Source organism: Shinella sp. JR1-6, assembly GCF_004284735.1.
Taxonomy (GTDB): domain Bacteria; phylum Pseudomonadota; class Alphaproteobacteria; order Rhizobiales; family Rhizobiaceae; genus Shinella.
In genome coordinates, this window is the sequence record NZ_SHMI01000007.1 from 265,342 (window position 1) to 287,697 (window position 22,356).

A 22,356-nucleotide genomic window follows, 5' to 3' on the forward strand; every position below is an offset into this window, starting at 1 on the left:
TTCCATCATCGTAACGCCGGTTCGGCGGGCGCAGGGGAGGACGGCGATGCGTGCGTTCGTGAAAGGCGGCCTTGCCGCGCTGTTGATGTCGGCCCTTGCTGGCGGTGCTTTCGCTGCCGAGGCCGGCCCGGCAGACCTTGCCATCGCCCAAAGCCTTGCCACCATGCTGCAATCGGCGCGTGCGGTCATTTCCACCAACCAGGAGCGCATCAACGACCCCGCGCTGGGCGACAAGGGTCTTTCGGGCGCGGCCGTGCTGGAAAAGGCCATCGCCAACTACCGCCAGGCCACCGGCCGGGATCCGAACACCATCGATCCCGCCTCCTATGAAGGACGGCTCATCCGGGCGCAGATGGACGCGGTGGTTGAGGTGATGGACACCAACCAGGAGACGATCAACGCCAAGGGCAAGGGCTTCAAGGGGTTCATACCCGCCACCTTCACGCGCCTCGTTAACGAGGCCTTCGAGGCGCGTGCCGGCAAGGAGGCAAGCATGAAATTCACCGCGCCCCCCGTGCTGATCCGCAACCGCAAGGCCCGGCCGGACGCCTTCGAGGCCGCGGCGATCCGCGACTATCTCGAAAAGGCCGACTGGCCGAAGGGCCAGATCTATTCGGCCATGGTTTCCGAGGAGGGGCAGGAGAGGGCGCGCGTCATGGTGCCAGAGTACTACGTGCCCTCCTGTCTGACCTGTCACGGCGATCCGGCAGGCGAACTGGACGTGACCGGCTATCCGAAGGAGGGCGCCCATGAGGGCGATCTCGGCGGGGTGATCAGCATCGGGCTCATCCCGCAATGAGCCGTTCGCCCGCGTCGTTCCTCTCGCTGCGGCGCCTGTCGATCCGGGTGCGGCTTGTCCTCCTGGCGGCGGTGCTGCTGTTTGCGACCATCGGCAGCAGCCTCTTCACCCGCAGCGAACTCTCCGAAGCCCTCGAATCGGGCGAGGAAGCCAATCGCATCGCCGAGATCATCGTCCTGTCGGACGACGTGCGCGCCGCCTTCAACAGCCTGCGCTACTGGCAGGCCGACCTTTCCGTCAGCCTGCTGACGCTGGCCGAAACCCGTGCCGGCGAGGCCCGCACGCGCCTAGGCGAACGGCTCGACCGGCTGGCGGAACATCGGCCGGCCGAGGCCGAGGCGATCCGTCAGGAGGTCGCCCGCTTCGACGATCTCGCAACCCAGGCCGTCGATGCCTATACCGACGACCAGCGCGTCATCGGCAACACCCATTTCGCCGAGGCGCGGCGCTACGGCATCAGCGTGGACGAGCATCTGACGGCCCTCCAGGGCTTGCTTTCACGCCAGGCCACGGCAGCGCGGGCGAACATCCTGCGGCAGTTCGAGCGGGCAGCCAATGTCGCCTCTCTGCTCTCGATCGCCGCCGTCGTCATCGGCGCGGTGCTGACCATCGTCATCCTCGGCTCGATCCTCAAACCGCTCGGCGAGATCGTTGCGGCCGTGCGCGGCCTGACGGCGGGCGATGCGGATGTCGCCGTGCCTGCGGCGGCCGCCGACGAACTCGGCAAGGTGAGCGCGGCCCTGCAGCTTCTGAAGGAAGGGCAGGCGGAGCGGGCGCGACTGACGCAGGAGGCCGAGCATCAACGCCGGACGCTCATCGATGCCATCGAGAGCATCGCGGAAGGTTTCACCCTTTATGGACCCGACGAGCGGCTGCTGATCGTCAACCAGCGCTTTCGCGACATGCATCCCGTGCACGACGCCATGGTGGCCGGCACCTCGACCTTCCGCGATGTCATCGAGGCGGGCGGGCGCCACGTCGTCGAACTCGACAAACCGTTCGACGAATGGTTCGCCACCCGGCTCGCCTCGCACGACCACAGCGCCACCCGCGTCACCCCCTTCCGGGACGGGCGCTGGATGCAGATCAGCGAGCGCCGCACCCACGAGGGCGGCTTCACCATCGTCTATGTCGACATCACCGAGCTGCGCCAGCGCCAGCAGGAGCTGGAGCTGGCCCGCGACGAGGCACAACGCGCCACGCAGGTGAAGTCCGAATTCCTCGCCAACATGAGCCACGAGCTGCGCACGCCGCTGAATGCCATCATCGGCTATGCGCAGATCCTGCAGGAGGACGCGGAGGATACCGGCCAGACCGATTTCCTGCCCGACCTCAAGAAGATCGAAAGCGCCGGCAACCACCTGCTCGGCCTCATCAACGGCATCCTCGACCTGTCGAAGATCGAGGCGGGACGCATGGAGGTCTATCGCGAGCGCTTCGATATCGGCGCCCTGACGCAGGACGTCGCGGCGCTGATCCGGCCGCTGGCCGCCAAGAACGACAATACCTTTGCCGTGGAGTGCCCGGCCGATATCGGCACGATCGAGACCGACGTCACCAAGGTCAAGCAGACCCTGCTCAACCTTCTCAGCAACGCCTGCAAATTCACCGAAAAGGGCACCGTCACGCTCACCGTCGCGCAGCAGGGCAAGGGTGCCGGCCGGCTCCTGTCGCTGACCGTCCGCGACACCGGCATCGGCATGAACGAGGAACAGCTCGGCCGCCTCTTCCAGGCGTTTTCCCAGGCCGACAGCTCGACCTCGCGCAAGTTCGGCGGCACCGGCCTCGGCCTTGCCATCAGCCGCAGCTTCGCCCAGATGCTCGGCGGCGACCTCACGGTGGAAAGCCGGCCGGGCGAAGGCTCGCGCTTCACCTTCATCCTGCCCGATCCTCAGGAGAACATGGCGGACGATGCGGAAGACGGCGAAGGCCTCCTCGGCGAGGAGGCGGGCCTTGCGGCAAGGCCGGAGCAGGCAGAGCGGCCCGCCGTGCTCGTCGTCGACGACGACGAGGCGTCGATGAACATCATCGGCTCGCATCTCAAGCGCGACGGCTACCGGGTGCTCTACGCCGGCACGGGCGAGCAGGCGCTGGACATGGCGCGCAAGCACCGTCCCGCCGCCATCACGCTCGACATCCTGATGCCGCAGATGGATGGCTGGTCTGTGCTCGTCGCGCTGAAATCCGATCCGGAACTGGCCGCCATCCCCGTCGTCATCGTCTCCATCAGCAACGAGAAGGCACTCGGCTTCACGCTCGGCGCCGCCGCCATGCTGGCAAAGCCCGTCGATCGCGGCGAGCTCAGCGATTTCATCGCGCGTCTGACCGGCGGCAGCCAGGGCGGCACGGTGCTGGTGGTGGAAGACGACCCGGCGACGCGTCTGCTCATGCAGCGCACCGTCGAACGGCTCGGGCGCAGCGTGGCGCTGACGGAGAACGGGCGTCAGGGCATGGCGTGGCTGGCCGCCAACCCGCCGCCGGTCGCCATCCTCCTCGATTTGCAGATGCCGGAAATGAACGGCTTCGAATTCCTCGCCGCCCTGCGCGAGCGGGAGGAATGGGATACGGTGCCGGTCCTCGTCGTCACCGCCAAGCATCTCAGCAATGCCGAACGGGACCTGCTCAGCGCCCGGGCGACGCAGATCATCGGCAAGGGCAAGGGTGCGCATGTCGAGCTCACGCAGGCGCTGCGCGAGGTCATCGTCACACGCACGCGAAAAACCGATCGGGAATTGACGCCATGACCAAGATCCTGCTGGTCGAAGACAACGAGATGAACCGCGACATGCTCTCCCGCCGGCTGGAGCGGAAAGGCTACGAGGTGATCCTCGCCGAGGATGGCGAACAGGCCGTGGTGCGGGCAGGAACGGATGCGCCGGACCTCGTGCTGATGGATATCGGCCTGCCCGGCATCGACGGCTGCGAGGCGACGCGCCGCATCCGCAGCGGCCCGGCCGGTACGGGCCTGCCCATCATTGCGCTCACCGCGCATGCCATGAGCGTCGATGAGGCGCGGGCGCGCGAAGCCGGCTGCGACGACTTCGACACCAAGCCGGTGGACCTGCCGCGCCTGCTCGGCAAGATGGAGCGGCTGCTGTCCGGACACGGATAGGGCTTTTGCTCAGGCGAGGCGATAGGGGATGGTCTCGCGGATATCGGGATCCACCTGCAGGCGGCCGCGGATCGGCGGGACCGCCCGGCTCGGACAGTTGCCACGTTCGCACAGCCGGCAGGAAATGCCGATCGGCTCGAAGCGGGAGCGCTCGCCGATATCAAGGTCGTCCGCATAGACAAACTGGTCAGCATAGGAGACCTCGCAGCCGAAGGCGAGCACATAGCCCGTGCGCGTGGCGGCAAAACCGCCGGTGCCCTTGAAGGTCTGCGTTGCAAGACAGAGATAGCGCACCCCGTCGGGCGTCTCGGCAAGCTGGCGGATGATGCCCTGCGGCACCTCGAAGGCCCGGTGGGCGTTCCACAGCGGACAGGCCGCGCCGAAGCGGGCGAATTGCAGCTTCGTCGCGCTGTGCCGCTTGGTGATGTTGCCGGCACGGTCGATCCTCGCGAAGAAGATCGGCACGCCCTTGTTGCCCGGCCGCTGCAGTGTCGAGAGCCGGTGGCAGACCTGCTCCAGCGAGGCCTCGAAACGGGCGGACAACAATTCGATATCGTGGCGCAGCGCCTGGGCGGCGGCGAGGAAATCGCTGTAGGGCATGACGAGGGCGCCGGCGAAATAGTTGTGCAGCCCGATGCGACAGATGTCCCTTGCTTCGTCCGTGCGAAAATTCGCCCGCTGGACGATCTCCTCGATCTCCCGCGCCGCATGGAGCTGGGAGATCTGGTGGGCAAGCTGGAAGACCTGCGTCGGGTTCGCCGAGAGCCGGTTGAGGGTCAGGGTCTTCCGGTCGCGGTCATAGTGGCGCAGCGGGCTGTCATTGGTCTCCGCGAAAACGACCGAGACGCCGAACTGCTCCTCAAGATGGCGCACGAGGGCGGACCTGCGGTCGAAGCCCGCACCGTAAAGGCCAGCCGCCAGCGTTTCGGCGAGAATGTCGAGCGTGTGCACGTAGTTGTCGACGAAATGGAAGAAGTCGCGCACCTCCTCATAGGGTGTGGCGCCGAGGCCGGGGGCGTTCTCGCGGTCGTGGTCGAGGCTTGCCAGCTGCTCGCTCTTGCGGCGATAGGCCTGGTGGGCGAGCACGAGCGCATGGGCCAGCGCCGGCGCGTTCTGCGAAATCAGCTTGAGTTCCTGGAGGGAAGGGCTGAAACTCTCGAAGATCGGATCGGCGAGCGCCTCGCTGAGCGCCGAGAGCAGCCGGTCCGTCTCCCCGCGTGACAGTTCGCTGATGTCGAGGTTGAACTTGTCGGCGAGCTGCAGCAGCACGGCGGCCGAGACGGAGCGCTGGTTGTTCTCGATCTGGTTGAGGTAGCTGGTAGAAATGCCGATGCGCTTGGCGAACTGGCTCTGCGTCTGCTGGCTCGCCACGCGCAGCTCGCGCACCTTCAGGCCGATGAACAGTTTTCCGAGTGCCATGTTCGCAATTTCGCAAGTTTCAGTTTGCAGATTTATAATTCCACATTTGCGCCCGATCAAGGGTTCAGCAAATCCATGCAAACCGGTATGAGTATCGATACGACACCAGTGGGAGCCTTCATGCGCGACATCCTTGAACAACTCGAACAACGCCGCAGCGAGGCGAGGCTCGGCGGCGGCCAGAAGCGCATCGACGCCCAACACGGCAAGGGCAAGCTGACGGCGCGCGAGCGCATCGAGGTGCTGCTCGACGAGGGCTCCTTCGAGGAATACGACATGTACGTCACCCACCGGGCCGTCGATTTCGGCATGGCGGGGCAGACCTTCGCGGGCGACGGCGTCGTCACCGGCTGGGGCACGATCAACGGCCGCCAGGTCTATGTCTTCAGCCAGGATTTCACAGTCCTCGGCGGTTCGCTGTCGGAAACCCATGCCCAGAAGATCTGCAAGATCATGGATATGGCGGTGCGCAACGGCGCCCCGGTCATCGGCCTCAACGACAGCGGCGGCGCGCGCATCCAGGAAGGCGTCGCCTCGCTCGCCGGCTATGCCGAGGTCTTCCGCCGCAATGCGGAGGCATCCGGCGTCATCCCGCAGATTTCCGTCATCATGGGCCCCTGCGCGGGCGGGGCCGTCTATTCGCCGGCCATGACCGATTTCATCTTCATGGTGCGCGACACGTCCTACATGTTCGTGACCGGCCCGGACGTGGTGAAGACCGTGACGAACGAGATCGTCACCGCCGAGGAACTCGGCGGCGCCGGCACCCATACGAAGAAATCCTCGGTCGCCGACGCGGCCTATGAGAACGACATCGAGACGCTGGAGAATGTCCGGCTGCTCTTCGATTTCCTGCCGCTCAACAACCGGGAGAAGCCGCCGGTCCGTCCGTTCCACGACGATCCCGCACGCCTCGAGATGCGCCTCGACAGCCTCGTGCCCGAAAGCTCGACCAAGCCTTACGACATGAAGGAGCTGATCCTGGCTCTGGCCGACGAGGGCGATTTCTTCGAATTGCAGGAGGCCTTCGCCCGCAACATCATCACCGGCTTCATCCGGCTGGAAGGCCAGACGGTCGGCGTCGTCGCCAACCAGCCGATGGTGCTGGCCGGTTGCCTCGACATCGATTCCGCCCGCAAGGCCGCGAAATTCGTGCGCTTCTGCGATGCCTTCTCGATCCCGCTCCTGACCCTCGTCGACGTGCCCGGCTTTCTGCCCGGCACCGCGCAGGAGTATAACGGCATCATCAAGCACGGCGCCAAGCTGCTTTTCGCCTACAGTCAGGCGACGGTGCCGATGGTGACGCTGATCACCCGCAAGGCCTATGGCGGGGCCTATGACGTCATGGCCTCCAAGCATATCGGCGCCGACGTCAACTATGCCTGGCCGACCGCCGAGATCGCCGTCATGGGCGCCAAGGGCGCAACTGAAATCCTCTATCGATCCGAACTCGGCGATGCGGAAAAGATCGCCGCCCGCACGAAGGAATACGAGGAGCGCTTTGCCAATCCCTTCGTCGCCGCCGAGCGCGGCTTCATCGACGAGGTGATCATGCCGCATTCCTCGCGCCGGCGCATCGCGCGGGCCTTCGCATCGCTGAAGAACAAGCAGGTGGAGACGCGCTGGAAGAAGCACGACACGATACCGCTTTGACGAGGACAGGGAGGATGGAACGGCCGGAACTGACGCCGGAGGAGGCGCGCAAGGATCACTGGCAGATGCTGCGTTTCATGATGCTGCATGCGCTCGTCGGCGGCCTGATCGGCGCGGCAACGGCCGCCGCCGTCATTCTCCTCGACATCGGCGGCATCGGCACGCGCATCGCCCGCGCGGCGGACCCGGTCATGCCGGTCCTTCTGCTGGTTGTGCCCTTTGCCGCGCTGTTCGGCGGGGCCGCGACGGCCTCGGCCATCCTGCTGATGCCCTATGAGAAGAAATACAAAGATTAAGAGACCGGGACCGGAAGACACCTGATGTTCAAGAAAATCCTGATTGCCAATCGCGGTGAAATCGCCTGCCGCGTCATCAAGACCGCCCGCAGGCTCGGCATCCCCACCGTCGCGGTCTATTCCGATGCCGACCGCAACGCGCTGCATGTGACGATGGCCGACGAGGCCGTGCATATCGGGCCGTCGCCGTCGGCGCAGTCCTATATCGTCATCGACCGCATCCTCGACGCCATCCGCAAGACCGGCGCGGACGCCGTGCATCCCGGCTACGGCTTCCTGTCGGAAAACGCCGCCTTTGCCGAAGCCTTGGAGAAGGAGGGCGTCGCCTTCATCGGCCCGCCGGTCGGCGCCATCCAGGCGATGGGCGACAAGATCACCTCGAAGAAGCTGGCGGCGGAGGCCGGCGTCAGCACGGTGCCCGGCCATATGGGCCTGATCGAGGATGCCGACGAGGCGGTGACGATCGCGTCCCGCATCGGCTACCCCGTGATGATCAAGGCGTCTGCCGGCGGCGGCGGCAAGGGCATGCGCATCGCCTGGAACGACGCGGAGGCGCGCGAGGGCTTCCAGTCCTCCCGGAACGAGGCGAAAAGCTCGTTCGGCGACGACCGCATCTTCATCGAGAAGTTCGTCACCCAGCCGCGCCATATCGAGATCCAGGTGCTGGGCGACAAACACGGCAGCACGCTCTATCTCGGCGAGCGCGAATGCTCGATCCAGAGACGCAACCAGAAGGTCATCGAGGAGGCGCCGTCGCCCTTCCTCGACGCGGCAACGCGCAAGGCCATGGGCGAGCAGGCCGTGGCGCTGGCAAAGGCCGTCGGCTATCACTCCGCGGGTACGGTGGAGTTCATCGTCGACGGGAACCGCAATTTCTACTTCCTCGAAATGAACACGCGCCTGCAGGTCGAGCATCCCGTGACGGAGCTCATCACCGGCATCGACCTCGTCGAGCAGATGATCCGCGTCGCCGCCGGCGAAAAGCTCACTTTCGGCCAGGACGACGTAAAGCTGAACGGCTGGGCGATCGAAAGCCGCCTCTATGCCGAGGACCCTTACCGCAACTTCCTGCCGTCGATTGGCCGCCTCACGCGCTACCGCCCGCCGGCCGAGGGCAAGGCGGCCGACGGCACCGTCGTGCGCAACGATACCGGCGTCTACGAGGGCGGCGAGATCTCGATGTATTACGACCCGATGGTCGCCAAGCTCTGCGCCTGGGCGCCGGGGGAAGGAGCCGAGGCCCGGCTTGCGGCGGTGGACGCCATGGCCCGCGCGCTCGACGGTTTCGAGGTGGAGGGCGTCGGTCACAATCTGCCGTTCCTGTCGGCCGTCATGCAGCAGCCGCGGTTCCGCGAGGGGCGGCTGACGACCGCCTATATCGCGGAGGAATTCCCGGACGGCTTCCACGGCGTCGAGCCGGACGGCGAGGCCGCACCGGTGCTTGCCGCCGTCGCCGCCTGCGTCAACCAGGTGATGCAGGCGCGCGCCGTACAGATTTCCGGCACGATCGGCAACCACCGCCGCGTTCTCGGCAAGGACTGGGTGGTGCGCTTCGGCGAGACCGAGCTTGCCCTGACGCTGGAAACCGGCGTGGAGGGCGCCAGCGTGCGCTTTGCCGACGGCACCGTGCTGCCCGTTGCCGGCAGCTTCGTGCCGGGTTCCACGCACGCCACCTTCACCATCGCCGGAGAGACGGTCGGCATGAAGGTCGATCTCGTCGGCCCGGCCATCCGCCTGCGCTGGCGCGGCATCGATATCAAGGCGCATGTCCGCTCGGGCCGGGTCGCGGCGCTGGCACGGCTGATGCCGAAGAAGCAGCCGCCGGACACCTCGAAGATGCTGCTCTGCCCGATGCCGGGCGTCATCACCTCCGTGAGCGCCAAGGCGGGCGATACCGTCGAGGCGGGCCAGGCGCTCGCCGTCGTCGAGGCGATGAAGATGGAAAACATCCTGCGCGCGGAAAAACGCGCGATCGTCAAGCGCGTTGCCGTCGAGCCCGGCGCGAGCCTTGCGGTCGACGAGCTGATCATGGAGTTCGAATGATGGCAGACGAGCTTGACCGCAGCCGGCAGGAGGGCGCCCGATGAGTGAAAAGACGATCGCCGACTGGGAGGCGCTGGCCGAGAAGGAGCTGAAGGCCTCGCCGGAAACGCTGACGTGGCAGACGCCCGAGGGCATTGCCGTCAAACCGCTCTATACCGCCGCCGACATCGAGGGCATCGAGCACCTCGCCTCGCTGCCCGGCTTTGCGCCCTTCGTGCGCGGGCCGCGCGCGACCATGTATGCGGGGCGGCCGTGGACCATCCGGCAATATGCCGGCTTCTCCACCGCCGAGGCCTCGAACGCCTTCTACCGGAAGAATCTGGCCGCCGGGCAGCAGGGCGTGTCGGTCGCCTTCGACCTCGCCACCCATCGCGGCTATGACAGCGACCATCCGCGCGTCGTTGGCGATGTCGGCAAGGCGGGCGTCGCCATTGACAGCGTCGAGGACATGAAGATCCTGTTCGACGGCATCCCGCTGGAAAAGATCTCCGTGTCGATGACGATGAACGGCGCCGTCATCCCCATCCTCGCCAGCTTCATCGTGGCGGGCGAGGAGCAGGGCGTCCCGCGCGAAAAGCTGTCGGGGACCATCCAGAACGACATCCTCAAGGAGTTCATGGTCCGCAACACCTACATCTACCCGCCGGCTCCCTCCATGCGGATCATCGCCGACATCATCGAATATACCGCGCGGCAGATGCCGAAGTTCAACTCCATCTCGATCTCCGGCTACCACATGCAGGAGGCCGGGGCGACGCTGGTGCAGGAACTGGCCTTCACGCTGGCGGACGGGCGCGAGTATGTCCGTGCCGCGCTTGCCAAGGGGCTCGACGTCGACGATTTCGCCGGGCGCCTCTCCTTCTTCTTCGCCATCGGCATGAACTTCTTCATGGAGGCTGCCAAGCTGCGCGCGGCGCGTCTCCTGTGGACGCGCATCATGCAGGAATTCGAGCCGAAGAAGCCGTCCTCGCTGATGCTGCGCACCCATTGCCAGACCTCCGGCGTCTCGCTGCAGGAGCAGGACCCCTACAACAATGTCATCCGCACCGCCTATGAGGCGCTGTCGGCCGCGCTCGGCGGCACCCAGTCGCTGCACACCAACGCGCTCGACGAGGCGATCGCGCTGCCGACGGAGTTTTCCGCCCGCATCGCCCGCAACACCCAGCTCATCCTGCAGAACGAGACGGGCGTGACGAAGGTCGTCGATCCGCTCGCCGGCTCCTATTATGTCGAGAGCCTCACCAACGAACTGGCGGAAAAGGCCTGGGCGCTGATCGAGGACGTCGAGGCGATGGGCGGCATGACGAAGGCCGTCGATGCCGGCCTGCCGAAGCGGCTGATCGAGGAGGCGGCGACGCGCCGGCAGGCAGCGGTCGACAAGGGCGAAGAGGTGATCGTCGGCGTCAACAGGTTCCGCCTGGAGGACGAGGCGCCGATCGACACGCTGGAGATCGACAACACCGCCGTCCGCTCGTCGCAGATCAAGCGACTCGAAGCGATCCGGCACCGGCGGGATTCCGCTGCCGTCACGGCCGCGCTCGCGCGCCTTGAGGAGGTCGCCCGCACCGGCGAGGGCAACATCCTGGACGCGGCCGTCGACTGTGCCCGCGCCAGAGCCACCGTGGGCGAGATCTCCGATGCCATGCGTGCGGTCTTCGGCAACCATGTCGCCGAGCCCAAGGTCGTGCGCAACATCTATGGCAAGGCCTATGAGGGCGAGCCGGAACTGTCGGTCCTGACCGAACGTCTCGACGGCGTCGCCACCAAGCTCGGGCGCAAGCCGCGCGTCATGGTCGCAAAACTCGGGCAGGACGGCCACGACCGCGGCGCCAAGGTGATCGCCTCGGCCTTCGGCGACCTCGGCTTCGATGTTCTGGCGGGGCCGTTGTTCCAGACACCGGAGGAGGCGGCCGCCATGGCCGCCGCGAAGGAGGTCGACGTCATCGGCGTCTCCTCGCTCGCCGCCGGCCACAAGACATTGATGCCGCAGCTTGCCGAGGCCCTGAAGACGACGGGCGGCGAGGACATCATCGTCGTCTGCGGCGGGGTCATCCCGCGGCAGGACTACTCCTATCTGATGGACAACGGCGTGGCCGCCGTCTTCGGCCCGGGCACCAACGTGCTCGATGCCGCCCGGACGGTGCTCGACCTGATCGAAGGCCGCCGCAGGAACCAGTGAGGTCAGCATGCTGAAGCGCGTCAACCATATCGCCATCGCCGTCCCTGATCTGGCAGCGGCGGCCAGCCGCTACCGCGATCTCGGCGTCACCACGACCGAGCCGCAGGAGCTGCCGGAACACGGTGTGCGCATCGTCTTCGTGGAGTTCGAGAACACCAAGATCGAGCTTCTGGAGCCGCTGGGGCCGATTTCGCCCATCGCCGCCTTTCTGGAGCGCCAGCCGGCGGGCGGCATCCACCATGTCTGCTTCGACGTGGACGACATTTCGGCGGCCATCGGCACGGCGACGGCGAACGGCATCCGTCTGCTCGGCGGCGGTGAGCCGAAGATCGGCGCACACGGCAATCCCGTCGTCTTCGCCCATCCCAAGGATTTCCAGGGCACGCTCGTCGAGTTCGAGGAGAACTGACGGGAGGCCACCCTACGCCTCCATCTCGCCCGCGCTGCGCCGGAAGACGGCCGGGGATTTCCCGGTCCACTTGCGGAAGGCGCGGTAGAAGGCGCTCGGCTCGGAAAAGCCGAGGTCGGCGGCAAGCTGCGTGACATTGGCATGGCCGTCCGCAAGCGCCTCCATGGCGAGCGCGCGGCGCAGGTCATCCTTGATCTCCCGATAGGTCTGCCCCTCCAGCTTCAGCCGCCGCCGCAGGCTCGGCGCGGGGATGCGCATGCGCCCGGCCAGCTCCTCGAAACCCGGCCAGGCCTGCGGCGCGAGGCCGCCGAGACGCTGGCGGATGGCGGCCGACAGGCCCATGTCATGTCGGTAGCGAACGAGGAGATTGCCCGGCGCGTGGCGGAGGAATTCCCTCAGCGCGCGCTCGTCGCGGATGGTCGGCAGGTTCAGGAATTCCGCATCGAAGACCAGCCGCGTCTCCGGCTGGTCGAAGCGCACCGGCGCGCCGAAGAACAGGCGGTAGTCGGTGCCGGCCGGCGGCGCGCTGCAGCGGAAATCGACCCAGCGGATCGGCAGCCGCCGTCCGATCAGCCAGCAATTGACCCCGTGCACGATGATCCAGAAGGTACGGTAGGCGAAGGCCGAGCGCGGCCCGCCCGCATCCCTCAGCACGATCTGCGCCAGCCCCTCCTCGACGACCAGCGTGCCGCGGGGGTCGTCGAGCACGACCTTGAGGAACCGCAGGGCCCGCCGTAGTGCATGTTCCAGCGTCGCCGTCGAGAGGATGGCCTGACAGAGCAGCGCGAAGGAGCCGGCACGCATGGGCCGCGCGCCTTCGCCGAAGAACTCGTCGTCCATGGTGCGGGCCACCGCGTGCCAGAAGGCACCGTATCGCTCAGCCGGAATGGGGCCGGTGATGACCGGCGGAAGGCCCGCTTCGGCGAGAAGCGGCGCGGCCTCCACCCCCTGCCGCCGCAGGCATTCGAGCGTGTCGTCCATGAAACAGGGCGCGATCATGCGGCGTTCCATGCGGCCTGCCCTCCATCCCTATGGCAAAAGCGATCACGAAATCTGAAACCTTCGGTCATTGCATACCATATTTCTCCGCCGCATCATCCCCTCTCACAAGAAGGGGAGCCGGGTGGCATGGGGCCGAGGCGCCGCGTCTTCGCCGCCTGACAGGGCGGCCGGCGGGGCAGGGAGCCCGAACCACCCGCCGGACACAGTCCGACATCATCAAGACCGAATGCCTGGCGGGTGTCTTCACGCGCCGGATGGCGTTCTGCGCCGATCGTGGGCAGCGCAGCAAAGCCTCAACCATCGCCCGCAGCCAAACTGGGAGCGCATCCATGAAAAAATTCTTCTTGTCGTCGGTGGTCCTGACGTCTCTGGTCCTGTCCGGCGGCAGTGCCTTCGCCGACATCGTCATCGGCGTCGCCGGCCCCATCACCGGCCCGAACGCTGCCTTCGGCGCGCAGTTCGTCAAGGGCGCCGAGCAGGCGGCCGCCAACATCAACGCCGCTGGCGGCGTGCTCGGCGAACAGGTGAAGATCGTCATCGGCGACGACGTCTCGGATCCGAAGCAGGGCATCTCGGTTGCCAACAAGTTCGTCGCCGACGGCGTCCACTATGTCGTCGGCCATTTCAACTCCGGCGTCTCGATCCCGGCCTCGGAGGTCTATGCGGAAAACGGCGTGCTGCAGATCACGCCTGCCTCGACCAACCCGCAATTCACCGAGCGCAGCCTGTGGAACACCTTCCGCACCTGCGGGCGCGACGACCAGCAGGGCAGGGTGGCGGCGGCCTATATCGCGGCCAATTTCAAGGACGCGAAGATCGCGATCGTCCATGACAAGACACCCTACGGCCAGGGCCTCGTCGACGTCGCAAAGCAGGAGCTGAACGGCGCGGGCATCACCGAGGTCCTCTATGAAGGCATCACCGGCGGCGAGAAGGATTTTTCCGCGCTGATCGCCAAGATGAAAGCGGCCGGCGTCACGCTGATCTATTTCGGCGGCCTGCACACCGAGGCCGGCCTGATCATGCGCCAATCGGCCGACCAGGGGCTGAAGGCGACGCTGTTCTCCGGCGACGGCATGGTCTCCAGCGAACTGGCGCAGATCGCGGGCGATGCCGTCGTCGGCACGCTGAACACCTTTGCCCCCGACCCGCGCCGCAACCCGGCGGCCAAGGACGTGGTCGAGGCCTTCCGCACCGCAGGCTTCGAACCGGAGGCCTATACGCTCTACTCCTACATCGCCGTGCAGATCATCGCGTCCGCCATCGAGAAGACGGGCTCGGCCGAGGATGCGCAGAAGGTCGCCGAGACCATCAAGTCCGGCGGACCCTGGGCGACGGCGCTGGGCGAGATCGGCTACGACGCCAAGGGCGACATCAACCGCCCGGACTATGTCATCTACGAATGGCGCAAGGGCGAGGACGGCAAACCGACCTATTTCGAGAAATAGGTCGCAGGCCATCGCTTGGGAACAGGGCGGCCGCGGCGGGGAGACCTGCCGCGGCCGTTCGCATCACAGCGTCGGCAACACCGCGCGGATATGGTCGGCAAAGGCGCTCGTCGCGGGCGACGGGTCGCCGTCGGCAAAGGCGATCAGCATGCCGAGATGCGGCAGATGCGGCAGCGGCGCGTTGAGGATATGAAGGTCGGGCGGCACGGCCTCCTGCGTCATGACGCAGATGGCAAGGCCGGAGCGGGCAAGGCCGATAAGACCGGCAAGGCTGTTGCTGGCATAGGAGATCTTGTAGCGAAGTCCCGCCCGCGCCATCGCCTCGCAGGCCGCGCGGTGGTCCATCGCATTGGAGGCCGGCAGCGCCAGCGGCACCGTATCGCCGAAATCATGCGCCTCCAGCGTCGGCTTGCTGCCGACCCAGACCAGCGGCTCGGTCCGCACAATATTGTCCACATCGGCAAGGTTGGGCGTCGAGACCAGCGCCAGGTCGACCTTGCGCGACGGCAGCAGGGCGCGCAGCTCGGCGGTCGGGGCGGAGAGCACCTTGATCTCGACATCCGGATAGCGCGTGCCGAAGCTTTTCAGGAGCATGGGAAAGAACGACAGAAGGTAGTCTTCCGGGCTGCCGAAGACGATGGAGCCGTGCAGGCCCTTTTGGGAAAAGGCGGACACGGCCTCGTCGTGCATTTTCAGGATACGCTCGGCATAGGCAAGGAAGCGCTCGCCGCTTCCCGTCAGCCGGACGCCGCTGCCGCTGCGGTGCAGGAGGCTCTGCCCCAGCATCTCTTCCAGCCGCTGCATCTGCATCGTCACGGCCGATTGCGTGCGGCCGACCTGCACGGCCGTGGCGCTCAGCGAACCGGAATGGGCGGCGTTGACGAAGGTGATGAGCAGGCGAAGATCCAGCGGCCCCAGCATATCAGTTTTCCTTATATCGGAATCCAAATACTATCAATTTTACAGAGACCATGCCAGCCGGTATCGCTTTTGAAACGGCATCGGAGGCTCACATGTCACGCAACCAGGACCCCGCCTTCTGGGCGGCCGCACGCAAGCACCTCATCCGCTACGGCGGCAGCTTCGACCCCGCCATCATCGAGCGGGCCGAGGGTTGCTTCGTCTTCGATGCGGACGAGCGCCCCATTCTCGATTTCACCTCCGGCCAGATGAGCGCGCTCGTCGGTCATTCCCATCCGCACATCGTCGCCACTGTCCAGCGCCAGATGGGTGCCGTGGCGCATCTCTTCAGCGGCATGCTGTCGCGGCCCGTCGTGAACCTTGCCGAGCGGCTGGCGGCACTGGCGCCGGGGCTCGACCGAGTCATGCTGCTGTCGACCGGCGCAGAATCCAACGAAGCGGCCATCCGCATGGCCAAGCTGGTCACCGGCAGGCACGAGATCGTCGCCTTCTCCAAGAGCTGGCACGGCATGACGGGCGCCGCGAGCTCGGCCACCTACAGCGCCGGCCGCAAGGGTTACGGCCCCGCCATGGTGGGCTCGCTCACCATTCCCGCGCCGAATACCTTCCGCCCGCGCTTCCGCCATGCGGATGGCAGCCTCGACTGGAAGACCGAACTCGACGACGCTTTCGGGCTGATCGACAGCCAGTCGGTCGGCAGCCTTGCCGCCTTCATCGCCGAGCCGATCCTGTCGAGCGGCGGCTTGCTGGAACTGCCGCTCGGCTATCTGGCCGCACTGAAGGAAAAGTGCCGCGAGCGCGGCATGCTGCTCATCCTTGACGAGGCCCAGACCGGCATCGGCCGCACGGGCACCATGTTCGCCTTCCAGCGCGACGGCGTGACGCCCGATATCCTGACGCTCTCCAAGACGATCGGTGCCGGCCTGCCTTTGGCAGCCGTCATGACGACGGCGGAGATCGAGGACATCGCCCATGAGAAGGGCTACCTCTTCTACACGACCCATGTCTCCGATCCGCTGCCGGCAGCCGTGGGCCTCGCCGTGCTCGACATCGTGGAGGAGGAAGGGCTCGTCGCGCGCGCCGGCCGGCTTGGCGCGCGACTCTTCGAGGGCCTGTCGCAGCTCAAGCAGCGCTTCGACTGTGTCGGCGACGTGCGCGGCCGCGGTCTGATGCTCGGCGTCGAGATCGTCAATCCGGACCGCAGCGCCGACCACGAGCTCGGCAGTCGCATCGCCGCGGAAGCCTTCCGGCGCGGGCTCAGCATGAACATCGTCAAGCTGCCCGGCATGGGCGGCGTGTTCCGCATCGCGCCGCCGCTGACGATTTCCGAGGAGGAGATCGACATCGGCCTGCGCATCATCGCCCAGTCCATCGAGGCCGCTTCCGTTTCCGGTGCCCGTGCGCCGGGCATCGCGGCCGAGTAGGGAGAAAGAACGGATGCGCGACGCGACCCTTGCCGGCGAAAGCCTTTCCACCGGGCCGGACGAGACCCCCGACACCATCCGCGTCCTCGTCGCCAAGCTCGGCCTCGACGGCCATGACCGGGGTGCCAAGGTGGTGGCGCGCATCCTGCGCGATGCGGGCATGGAGGTCGTTTACACCGGCCTCTACAAGACACCGAAGGACGTCGTGCAGGCGGCGATCCAGGAGGATGTCGACGTCATCGGCGTCAGCCTGCTCTCCGGCTCGCATGTCCCGCTGTTCCGGGAACTCGGCCGCTGCCTGCGCGAGGAGGGGGCCGGGCACATCCTCGTCGTCGCCGGCGGGGTCATTCCCGAGCAGGACTATCCCGCTCTGCTGGAGGGCGGCGTCGATGCCATCGTTCCCCAGGAGGCCCGTTCCGACCTGATCGTCACGACGATCACCGATCTCGTCACGGCACGTGGCCGGATATGACGGTCGTCACCCATTCCGCAAAACCGCGGCGGGCGACCTATGTCCCCTCGGCCGACCTGGTGAAGGACGTGCTGGCGGGCCGGGCCATCGCCATCGCCCGGATGATTTCGCGCGCGGAGGAGGGCTATCCCGAAGCCGCCGCGGCGCTCGCGGAACTCTACCGGCTTGGCGGCAACGCCCATATCATCGGCATTACCGGCGTTCCGGGGGCGGGCAAGTCGACCCTCGTTTCGGCGCTGATCAAGGCCTATGCCGCCGAAGGCCACAAGGTCGGCGTCATCGCCGTCGATCCGAGCAGCCCCTATTCCGGCGGAGCGATCCTCGGCGACCGCGTGCGCATGAGCGAGACGGCGGCGGCCGGCGGCGCCTTCGTGCGCAGCATGGCGACCCGCGGCCATCTCGGCGGGCTGACGCGCGCCACGCTCCAGGCGGTCGACGTGCTGGATGCGGCGGGCTACGACCCCGTCATCATCGAGACCGTGGGCGTCGGGCAGGACGAGGTGGAGGTGGTCACGGCCGCGCATACCGTCGTCGTGCTCTCCGCCCCGGGCCTCGGCGACGACATCCAGGCGATCAAGGCCGGCATTCTCGAGATCGCCGACATCCATGCCGTCAGCAAATGCGACAAGCCGGAGGCGGCCGCGACGGTCTCGGCGCTGCGCGGCATGCTGGCGCTCGGCGGGGACCACCACGATTCCCGTTGGACATCGCCGGTCCTGCCCGTCAGCTCGATTTCCGGCGAACGCGTCGGCGAATTGAAGGACGCCATCGACGCGCACTGGGCGCATCTCAACGAGAGCGGCGAACGGGCCGAGCGCCAGCGCGCCATGGGCCGCACCCGCATCCTCGGCACGGCCCGCCATCTCTTTCAGCAGAAATTCCAGCAAGCACCCGAAACGCTCGAACGGCAAATCCGGGCGGTGGCGGAACGGCGGATGGACCCTTCCGTCGTCGCCCGCGCCCTTCTGGGTTGGGAGGAAACCCCATGAACAACGCCCATCTCTTCTCCGCGCCCGCCATCGACGCCGTCCGCGAAAGCCAGGCGGAATGGGAGGAAGGCGCCCTTGCCGCCTTCCTGAAGAACCGGCCGGAGGAAAAGGACGTCTACGAGACGGAAAGCGGCATCCCGCTGAAGCGCATCTATACGGCCGCCGACGTTGCCGACATTCCGGCCGAGGAGCTCGGCTTTCCCGGCCCTATCCCTTCACCCGCGGCGTCTACCCGACGATGTATCGCGGCCGCCCCTGGACGATCCGTCAGGTCGCCGGCTTCGGCAATCCCGAGGCGACGAACCAGCGCTACAAGTACATGATCCAGACCGGCCAGACCGGCCTCTCCACCGACTTCGACCTGCCGACGTTGCTGGGGCTTGATTCCGACGACCCGATGGCCTTCGGCGAGGTCGGCCGCGTCGGCGTCGCCATCGACACGATGGACGATATCGACCGGCTGTTCGACGGCATCGACCTGGAAAAGATCTCCGTCTCGCTGACGATCAACCCCTCGGCCTGGGTGGTCTATGCCATGTTCGTCGCGGTGGCGGAGCAGCGCGGCTGCGACCTGCACAAGCTGACCGGCACGCTGCAGGCCGATCCGCTGAAGGAATATGTCGCCCAGAAGGAGTGGATCTATCCCGTCCGCCCCGCCGTGCGGCTGCTGCGCGACCTCATCATGTACAGCGCCAAGGCGACGCCGAAGATCAATCCGGTCAGCCTCAGCGGCTACCATCTCTCCGATGTCGGCGGCAATGCGCTACAGGAGATCGCCTTCACCATGGCTTTCACCATCGCCTATTGCGAGGAAGTGACGAAGGCCGGCATGGATATCGACGATTTCGCGCCGCGCCTGTCGTTCTTCTTCATCAGCCACCAGGATTTCTTCGAGCAGATCTGCAAGTTCCGCGCCGCGCGGCGCGTCTATGCGAAGATCATGGCGGAGCGTTTCAAGGCCCGGAAGCCGGAATCCATGCGCCTGCGCGTCCATGTGCAGACGGCCGCGATGAGCCTCACCAAGGTCGAGCACCACAACAACCTGATGCGCACCGCCATCCAGGCGCTTGGCGCGGTGCTCGGCGGCTGCCAGAGCATGCACACCAACGGCCTCGACGAGGCCTTCGCCATCCCCACCGAGGAGGCGATGAAACTTGCCATCCGCACCCAGCAGATCATCCGCGAGGAGATCAACGTCACTTCGGTGATCGACCCGCTCGGCGGCTCCTACTTCATCGAGCGGCTGACCAAGGACATGGAGACCGAGATCTGGAAGATGCTCGACGAGGTGGAAGAGCGTGGCGGCGCGGTTAAACTGGTGGAAGAAGGCTGGTTCCAGCAGAAGCTCGCCGATTCCGCCTATGCCACCTTCAAGAAGATCGATTCCGGGGAGAAGATTTCCGTCGGCGTCAACAAGTTCGCCGACGAGGCGAGCAGCACGGCGGATGTCCATATCCACCCCTATGACGATCATTGCACGCAGCTTCAGGTCGATCGCCTGAAGATCGTCCGGGCCAGCCGGGACAATGCGCGCATCAAGGTCCTGATGCAGGAACTCGTCGAGCAGGCCCGGTCGGAGGACATGAACCTGCTGCCGAAGACCATCGAACTGGTCAAGGCGAAGGCGACGCTCGGCGAGATCTGCACCGCGCTGCGCGGTGTCTGGGGCGCCTATTCCGAACCGATGATCGTGTGAGGCGGGGCGATGAACGACACTGTCCTCATCACCCTCGAAGGGCCGATCGCCTGGATCACGCTCAACCGGCCGGAGCGGCTGAACGCCATGAACCGGCCGCTCGTCGACGGGCTGATCGCGGCGCTTTCCGCCGCCGAGGCGAACGACGATATCCGCGCGGTCATCCTCAATGGCGCCGGCCGGGCCTTCTGCTCGGGCGACGATCTCAAGGACCTCGACGCACAGACCGCGTCGAAGGCCGAGACTGAGGACTGGGTGGAGGCCATCCAGGCCGTCACGCTCCATGTCATGCGCTCGCGCAAGATCGTGATCGCTGCCGTGCATGGCTGGTGCGTCGGCGGCGCGCTGGAATGGGCGATCAACTGCGATTTCCGGCTCTTTGCCGAGAACACCCGCTGGTTCTTCCCCGAGGTCGGCTACGGCCTGTTCGTGACGGGCGGCGTGACCGCGCTCCTGACGAAACAGGTCGGCCCGCAGGTCACCAAGGAACTGCTCATCCTCGGCGAACGCCACGATGCGCAAAAGGCGCTGGAGACCGGCATCGCCTGGAAGGTCGTGCCCGACGATACGCTGCTCGACGAAGCCAGGCGCCTCGCTCTTGCGATCGCCGACCGTCCGGCGGGTGCGGTAGCGGATGTCAAGCGCGCCATCAATGACGGCTTTCATTCCTCTCTCGAAGACGCGATGGCGCAGGAGACGGTGGCCACGGTTCGCGGCTTTCTCTCTCCTGCGGCGCAAGCAAAGGCAAAAGGGTTCTGACCGTGTCCATCCTCCCCGCCTTCTCTTCCCTTTCGGCCATCCCGGGCCTTCACGACGACGCGATCGAAGAGCGTGTCCTGCCGAAGATCCTCGTAGCGCAGGCCGAACGTTTCGGCTCCCGTCCCTTCATCGATATCTGCGGCCGCACGGCGAGCTTCGAGGAGATGCTGACCCTAACCTGCCGGCTTTCCGGCGGTCTTCGCCGGCTGGGCGTCGGCCGCGCCGACCGGGTGGCGATGCTGCTGCCGAACTGCCTCGAACTCGTCGCCACCTGGTTCGCCGCCTCCAGCCTCGGCGCGATCGAGGTGCCGAACAATCCGGGGTTGAAGGGCGACCTACTCTGCCACAACCTCAACAATTGCGGGGCGGAGGTGCTGGTCGCCGATGCGGGCGCCCTGCCGGAACTCGCCATCGTGCAGGACCGGCTGCCGGCGCTCCGCACGCTCATCCTCGTCGGCGCCGATCCCGCGGCAGCGCGCGCGGCGGGGATCCGGATCGACCGCATCCTGCATTTCGAGGAATGCCTCGCGCCACCCGCCCGCCTCGACCTTTCGGCCGTGCACTACAGCGATCCGATGGCGATCCTCTATACGTCGGGTACGACGGGCCCGGCCAAGGGCGCGCTGATGTCGCACCACCATTGTTACGCCTGGGCGGCGGCGATGGCCGCCAATCTGGGCTACAACACGGATGACAGCTACTTTTCCGCCCTGCCGCTGTTCCACACCGATGCGCAGATGTTCGGCGTCTATCTGCCGCTGATCTACGGCACGCGAACAACGCTCGCCGACGGGTTCAGCGCCTCGCGCTTCTGGGCGCAGGTGCGCGACAGCGGTGCGACGGCGACGAACCTTCTCGGCGCCATGGCCGTCATCCTCATGCGCGCGCCGCAGGAAGGGCACGACGGCGACAACCCCGTGCGGGTCTGCCAGTGCATTCCCATGGTGCCGGACCAGGCGGCGTTCGAGGACCGCTTCGGCATGCGCCTTGTCACGGGCTACGGCCAGACGGAGACCAGTTTCGTGACGCTCGACACCGTGGACGACACGCGGCCCGGTTCCTGCGGCCGGGCGCATCCCGACTGGGAGGTGGCCGTTGTCGACGACAAGGACCGCCCGCTGCCGCCCGGCAGCATCGGCGAGATCGTCTCGCGCCCCAAGAAGAGCTGGAGCATGTTTTCCGGCTACTATCGCGCCGAGGCCAAGACGGTCGAGACGCTGCGCAATCTCTGGTATCATTCCGGTGATGCCGGCGTGATGGACGCGGACGGCTGGCTCTACTTCAAGCACCGGCTGAACGAGGCGATCCGCCGCCGCGGCGAGAACATCTCCGCCTACGAGGTGGAGATGCTGGCCGAACAGCATCCCGACATCGTCGAAAGCGCCGCCTTCGGCATCGCCTCCGAATTCACCGAGGAGGACATCATGGTGGTGGCCTTCCGCCGTGCCGGCTCAACGGTCGATGCGGCCGGCCTGCTCGAGCATTTCAGGACCAGCGCACCACGCCACATGGTGCCGCGCTATATCGAGATCACCGATGCGCCGCTGCCCCGCACGCCAACGGAAAAAGTGGCGCGCAGCGTGCTGCGCCAGCGCGGTCTCGGGCCGGCGACCTTCGATCGCGGCGCGCGCTAGGCGGCATGAACGGGGCCGGTCACTGATAGAGGGAGATTTCACACATTCGCTTGAAGAATGCGGGGAACAAATTGCAGTCGATTGCGTTCCGGCGTACACTA

At 66.4% G+C, this 22,356-nt stretch carries 19 protein-coding genes; 16 read left to right on the forward strand and 3 right to left on the reverse strand.

Annotated elements, in window-relative coordinates; genetic code table 11:
* Nucleotides 1-46: 46 nt before the first annotated feature.
* Genes EXZ48_RS15550 through EXZ48_RS15560 form a run of 3 tightly spaced genes read left to right on the forward strand, consistent with a single transcriptional unit; the run spans nucleotide 47 to nucleotide 3,911 of the window.
* The gene (locus tag EXZ48_RS15550) at nucleotides 47-799 is read left to right on the forward strand and encodes a DUF3365 domain-containing protein (RefSeq protein ID WP_023517395.1); all 753 of its coding nucleotides are present in this window, start codon (nucleotides 47-49) and stop codon (nucleotides 797-799) included.
* Nucleotides 796-3,543, forward strand: a complete 2,748-nt coding sequence (locus tag EXZ48_RS15555) for a response regulator (RefSeq protein WP_130516866.1) — start codon at nucleotides 796-798, stop codon at nucleotides 3,541-3,543. Before EXZ48_RS15550 ends, EXZ48_RS15555 begins: the two co-directional genes overlap by 4 nt.
* Nucleotides 3,540-3,911, forward strand: coding sequence for a response regulator (locus tag EXZ48_RS15560; RefSeq protein ID WP_023517393.1), 372 nt, complete (start codon nucleotides 3,540-3,542; stop codon nucleotides 3,909-3,911). Before EXZ48_RS15555 ends, EXZ48_RS15560 begins: the two co-directional genes overlap by 4 nt.
* 9 nt (nucleotides 3,912-3,920) lie before the next feature.
* On the opposite strand, the gene EXZ48_RS15565 is transcribed toward EXZ48_RS15560, so the two are convergent.
* The gene (locus EXZ48_RS15565; protein WP_130516868.1) at nucleotides 3,921-5,330 is read right to left on the reverse strand and encodes a short-chain fatty acyl-CoA regulator family protein; all 1,410 of its coding nucleotides are present in this window, start codon (nucleotides 5,328-5,330) and stop codon (nucleotides 3,921-3,923) included.
* A 120-nt stretch (nucleotides 5,331-5,450) separates the two neighbouring features.
* On the opposite strand from EXZ48_RS15565, the gene EXZ48_RS15570 reads away from it, so the two are divergent.
* The 5 genes from EXZ48_RS15570 to mce are packed head-to-tail and all read left to right on the forward strand — an operon-like array spanning nucleotide 5,451 to nucleotide 11,910.
* Nucleotides 5,451-6,983, forward strand: a complete 1,533-nt coding sequence (locus EXZ48_RS15570) for an acyl-CoA carboxylase subunit beta (protein ID WP_050744310.1) — start codon at nucleotides 5,451-5,453, stop codon at nucleotides 6,981-6,983.
* Between the two features lie 14 nt (nucleotides 6,984-6,997).
* Complete coding sequence (locus EXZ48_RS15575) at nucleotides 6,998-7,279, forward strand: hypothetical protein (RefSeq protein ID WP_245462104.1); 282 nt, start codon at nucleotides 6,998-7,000, stop codon at nucleotides 7,277-7,279.
* A gap of 24 nt (nucleotides 7,280-7,303) precedes the next feature.
* On the forward strand, nucleotides 7,304-9,322 hold the full coding sequence (locus EXZ48_RS15580; protein WP_130516870.1) for an acetyl/propionyl/methylcrotonyl-CoA carboxylase subunit alpha: 2,019 nt from the start codon (nucleotides 7,304-7,306) through the stop codon (nucleotides 9,320-9,322).
* 40 nt (nucleotides 9,323-9,362) lie between these two features.
* A complete protein-coding gene (gene scpA / locus EXZ48_RS15585) occupies nucleotides 9,363-11,501 on the forward strand; it encodes a methylmalonyl-CoA mutase (protein ID WP_130516872.1) in 2,139 nt (712 codons plus the stop codon).
* 7 nt (nucleotides 11,502-11,508) lie between these two features.
* On the forward strand, nucleotides 11,509-11,910 hold the full coding sequence (mce, locus tag EXZ48_RS15590; RefSeq protein ID WP_130516874.1) for a methylmalonyl-CoA epimerase: 402 nt from the start codon (nucleotides 11,509-11,511) through the stop codon (nucleotides 11,908-11,910).
* A gap of 12 nt (nucleotides 11,911-11,922) precedes the next feature.
* On the opposite strand, the gene EXZ48_RS15595 is transcribed toward mce, so the two are convergent.
* Nucleotides 11,923-12,921 carry an AraC family transcriptional regulator gene (locus EXZ48_RS15595; RefSeq protein WP_024270074.1) on the reverse strand — a complete coding sequence of 333 codons (999 nt, stop codon included), beginning with the start codon at nucleotides 12,919-12,921 and terminating at the stop codon, nucleotides 11,923-11,925.
* Nucleotides 12,922-13,241: 320 nt separating this feature from the next.
* On the opposite strand from EXZ48_RS15595, the gene EXZ48_RS15600 reads away from it, so the two are divergent.
* A complete protein-coding gene (locus EXZ48_RS15600; protein WP_050744313.1) occupies nucleotides 13,242-14,360 on the forward strand; it encodes a branched-chain amino acid ABC transporter substrate-binding protein in 1,119 nt (372 codons plus the stop codon).
* A gap of 63 nt (nucleotides 14,361-14,423) precedes the next feature.
* Here EXZ48_RS15600 and EXZ48_RS15605 read toward each other — a convergent pair whose 3' ends face one another.
* Entirely contained in the window at nucleotides 14,424-15,281 is an 858-nt protein-coding gene (locus EXZ48_RS15605; protein ID WP_023517528.1) for a LysR family transcriptional regulator, read from the reverse strand.
* A 92-nt stretch (nucleotides 15,282-15,373) separates the two neighbouring features.
* Between EXZ48_RS15605 and EXZ48_RS15610 the strand changes: the two genes are divergently transcribed.
* The 7 genes from EXZ48_RS15610 to EXZ48_RS15635 are packed head-to-tail and all read left to right on the forward strand — an operon-like array spanning nucleotide 15,374 to nucleotide 22,255.
* Nucleotides 15,374-16,705, forward strand: a complete 1,332-nt coding sequence (locus EXZ48_RS15610; protein WP_024270076.1) for an aspartate aminotransferase family protein — start codon at nucleotides 15,374-15,376, stop codon at nucleotides 16,703-16,705.
* A gap of 13 nt (nucleotides 16,706-16,718) precedes the next feature.
* On the forward strand, nucleotides 16,719-17,177 hold the full coding sequence (locus tag EXZ48_RS15615) for a cobalamin B12-binding domain-containing protein (protein WP_023517487.1): 459 nt from the start codon (nucleotides 16,719-16,721) through the stop codon (nucleotides 17,175-17,177).
* Nucleotides 17,174-18,166, forward strand: coding sequence for a methylmalonyl Co-A mutase-associated GTPase MeaB (gene meaB, locus EXZ48_RS15620; protein WP_130516876.1), 993 nt, complete (start codon nucleotides 17,174-17,176; stop codon nucleotides 18,164-18,166). Before EXZ48_RS15615 ends, meaB begins: the two co-directional genes overlap by 4 nt.
* Complete coding sequence (locus tag EXZ48_RS35480) at nucleotides 18,163-18,489, forward strand: hypothetical protein (RefSeq protein WP_245462107.1); 327 nt, start codon at nucleotides 18,163-18,165, stop codon at nucleotides 18,487-18,489. Before meaB ends, EXZ48_RS35480 begins: the two co-directional genes overlap by 4 nt.
* Entirely contained in the window at nucleotides 18,405-19,862 is a 1,458-nt protein-coding gene (locus tag EXZ48_RS15625; RefSeq protein ID WP_245462110.1) for a methylmalonyl-CoA mutase family protein, read from the forward strand. Before EXZ48_RS35480 ends, EXZ48_RS15625 begins: the two co-directional genes overlap by 85 nt.
* Nucleotides 19,863-19,871: 9 nt before the next feature.
* A complete protein-coding gene (locus tag EXZ48_RS15630) occupies nucleotides 19,872-20,621 on the forward strand; it encodes an enoyl-CoA hydratase/isomerase family protein (RefSeq protein WP_130516878.1) in 750 nt (249 codons plus the stop codon).
* A gap of 2 nt (nucleotides 20,622-20,623) precedes the next feature.
* Nucleotides 20,624-22,255, forward strand: coding sequence for an AMP-binding protein (locus EXZ48_RS15635; protein WP_245462111.1), 1,632 nt, complete (start codon nucleotides 20,624-20,626; stop codon nucleotides 22,253-22,255).
* Nucleotides 22,256-22,356 lie beyond the last annotated feature (101 nt).